Genomic DNA, 3,700 nt, shown 5'->3' with positions numbered 1-3,700 from the left:
CGTTTAGGACGCAAGTGATAAACTATCATATTTGAAAATATAAACAAAAGTAATTCTCTTATGTTACCAAAATGTTTCCATTGAATTAATATTGCAATTTTATTCAGTTTTTATTCCACGAGCTAGAATAATGTTGTATTTTATCGAAACATCTATTTGCTATTTATTTAATTACAAAAAATTTAGTGTTGGAAAAGAAAAAGTTTCTTATACAAGAAAATATGTGTTCGAAATTTTAGAGCAAGCAGAAGTTGGGCAGAGCCCTACTTTTCTTGCTCCATTTGCCTGAAATGGGGTTGTGAGTATCCTCCGGGGATACTCTTAAGCCTTAGCAATAGTATTAAGTCCATTTTTGGTATACCGGTCAGTATACTTTAAGCCAAATTTGAATCTAATAGCAATAAGCTATATATCTAATAGGCTAATTATCCAGATAAATAGCCCTATAACTAAGTATATAATCGAATATATAGCTCCAATATCTCCATGATTATCAATTTTACTCCAGTATTTTAATTTATCTGTAGCGTTTGTAAATAATTATCCGTTACAATAAATAAACCTAAAACAAGGTTAAGACCAAGAGAAGAATATTCTTTTGTCTGATCAATATCAGATGATGTAACTACTATAAACTTAATCATGGAAAATAATTTACGAAAACGGGATCAATTCAATGAACATAGTTATGGCCTCCATGCCAATTGGTATAATACCCTCTATCCTGAAAAGGAACAAAAGATAAAAGTAATCAAGTCACTCAATAACTATAAAGGAAGTATAAATCACTGGCTCCAGGAGCTTTTTTTCAAATGTCTGGATCCTTTCACCAAGGACAAAAATGCGAAATGGCTTACTCTTGGCGATGCATATGGACATGACGCACGCCACCTGCTTGACCAGAATATCCACGATGTTACCGCAAGTGACCTAGATGACAGTTTCCTCAAAGTTTCCCATGAAGAAGGATTTATCAAGGATTTCTCCGCCCAAAACGCTGAATCATTAACGTTGGAAGACGAGAGCGTAGATTATATACTCTGTAAGGAAAGCTATCATCATTTTCCACGTCCCTACGCAGCGCTCTATGAAATGGTTCGGGTAGCCAGAAAAGCCATTATAATTATTGAACCGCAGGATCCGATATCAAAAATGCCTATCTTATTATATTTAGCCAATCTATTGGGAAGAATAAATGACAGGACGATCAATAAGATATGGAAAAATAGGTTCTCCTATGAAACGGTGGGAAACTTTGTCTATAAGGTTTCAGAACGGGAATTTGAAAAATTTGCAGCCGGACTCAACCTTTCCATGATTGCCATTAAAAAACTCAACCCCAACTTTTGGTTTCCGGGGAGTGAACATATCAAAGCTGATAGGAAGGAGAAGCCTTTCAGGCGCATTCTTTTTAGAAAGAAAATACGTGATTTTTTTTCCTTTTGGGGGGTATTGCCCAGTCAGACACTTTCAATTGCCGTTTTTAAGAATATGCCGAATGATTCCCTGAAGAAATCCCTTATTGAGGAAGGATATAGATTGGTCGAGATCCCGAAAAACCCACATATTGTACACCCATCGTATTAATCCCTTATAGAAGATAGATATGAAAAATTCTATATTACTTTTATTATCATTGATCTTTGTTTCCGCGAATTCATGTAAAAAGGAGAAGACCATTTGCGGGCAATTAGATATGTTGGTACTGACCAAAATAAATTATCTGGACGAAGACGGAGAGGACCTTATTTTCGGAGATCATCCGTCCTATCCAGCAGAGGACTTGAAAATCTATCAAATATTGCCTAACGGACAGAAGCTCGAGGTATATTTCAGCATTAATAAAAACGAAAAGTTTATAGCTGTAAATATAGACCGCAGTGAAACCGGAGCATTTTATATAGAATTAAAACCGGACCTGATAGACAAAATAACATTTAGAAATGAAGCCGATAAAAGCCACTCCTGCGGCGGGCTGATATTGAAAGAACTAAAACATAATGATATTGCCGGCCAATATGACGAAAAGGCCCAGGTCTGGATTTTCACAAAATAATATTAACAAATAAAACCTTAAATGATCAAATTAGATATTCCATACAGAATATGGATTGCCTTATTCACCTTTATTTTCCTGACGGGTTGTAAGACATTTGATTTCATACTGCCTACAAACACAATGAACGCTCCCTTAAATAGCCAGAGTTATCTTCCCATAGTCAGCGGAAACAGTGACTATTACATTAAAATAGAGAATAGCGATATAGCTACGGCTGATTTTATCGGTGGTGGTAGCCTAAATTTTGGGGCTATCGTTATTTCGGGAAAGAAAAAAGGAGAAACGACAATATCGATAACCGACAAGGTAACCGGGATCGTCGAAGAAGTAAAGTTGAAAGTTACCGATTTTTATCTTCCATTGGTCGTTTCGAATAGTAACCACCCTGCACTGCTTCAGAATATGCGGTTTTACTTAGTTAATAATGAAAAAAAAGATGTATTTTTTTTCCTGGAAAAGGATGGAAAATTAGAGCTACAGCAAAAGGGGAGGTATGAATTTTTAAGCGAAGAGGAAGGTGAGACCAAGATTCCGTATCTGATCTTACATTATGCATCAGATGAAGAAGGACATTTTACGGATTCGGCAGAGCACTCTGTGACTCATAAATTCGATCTAAGGGGGAGCTATGGGCAAGTATATGAACTTTTCCGTGTGGCTTTCGGTGTTAATTGGGGCTCAGATCCTGTTCCTGCAACAAAATCTTCCCCAATAGCCAGAATGCAGGTCATTATGAAGGAGGTGGGGACAAATTTCGGCGTGCAGGCCTATTTAGATTCTTCGAATTGGAAAGATTACATTCCATCCGATATTTAGAGAAATGAAAGTACCAAGTTTATCGAGCTAAACTATTCGGGAAGCAGATTTATTTTGCTTCCCGATTTTTGCCATGTGAATCAATCCAGAATTCCTTGGGCCATTTTCAGATGATGAAAATAAGGATACAGGTACATCTCCTCCGTTAGGTCAACACGCTCTATCCCCGGGTAGGTCTTCTGAAAATCCGCAGTGAAATCCTTTGATCTAAACAAAAAATATGGTCTCCAAATACTATCAGTCTATATATCTAAAGGTCTTTCTATTCAAATAATCAGATTCCTAATTATTTGAATATCTATATTAGTAACGATCTAAATGTATTAACAGCCCCAAGATATCTGTCTTTATACAGACAGATATTTTTATTAAATTGGGTATATGGCATCACATTATTTTAAAGCAAGGAAATCGTTTGACTTCAGGCCCCACCCATTTGCAATCGGTACTGTGAAAGGAGTGCCTGATGGATATGAGGACAATCATTTCCTTTTAAAGATTTATGGCTTAAAACAAGAGTTATTTGGTGATTATTATCAGTATCACCTCGATTATTATCTTTCAAAGCACAATAGCTCAGAAAAGGAATTCTTTTCCCATACCTGGCATATCGTTTCTGATAGGATAGATTACTTTAAAGGACAAAATCCCTATTCCTCAAAACACCCGCTATATATTTCCAATATAAAGAAACTTGGTGAATTCCTGAATTTTCTGGAGCCACTGGACCGATGGAACATCAGGCCAGATGATATGCTTGTAAAAGAAAAAGACGAAGAGATCGCAAAACTACGGTCAGAGCTCGAGATCCTACAGAACAAACTT

Annotated in this window: 3 protein-coding genes and 1 pseudogene; all 4 read left to right on the top strand. The window is 36.4% G+C overall.

Annotated elements, in window-relative coordinates; translation table 11 throughout:
- Window positions 1-642 precede the first annotated feature (642 nt).
- On the top strand, window positions 643-1,587 hold the full coding sequence (locus tag B2X72_RS22520) for a class I SAM-dependent methyltransferase (protein WP_286851548.1): 945 nt from the start codon (window positions 643-645) through the stop codon (window positions 1,585-1,587).
- A 19-nt stretch (window positions 1,588-1,606) separates the two neighbouring features.
- On the top strand, window positions 1,607-2,056 hold the full coding sequence (locus B2X72_RS22515) for a hypothetical protein (RefSeq protein ID WP_286851547.1): 450 nt from the start codon (window positions 1,607-1,609) through the stop codon (window positions 2,054-2,056).
- A gap of 21 nt (window positions 2,057-2,077) precedes the next feature.
- On the top strand, window positions 2,078-2,875 hold the full coding sequence (locus tag B2X72_RS22510; protein WP_286851545.1) for a hypothetical protein: 798 nt from the start codon (window positions 2,078-2,080) through the stop codon (window positions 2,873-2,875).
- Between the two features lie 381 nt (window positions 2,876-3,256).
- Window positions 3,257-3,700 (top strand): annotated as a pseudogene (locus B2X72_RS22505) (hypothetical protein); the annotation flags it as partial.

The sequence above is a fragment of the Sphingobacterium sp. UBA7253 genome, from assembly GCF_002472745.1.
GTDB lineage: Bacteria > Bacteroidota > Bacteroidia > Sphingobacteriales > Sphingobacteriaceae > Sphingobacterium > Sphingobacterium siyangense.
This window is presented reverse-complemented; position numbering and strand designations above follow the sequence as displayed.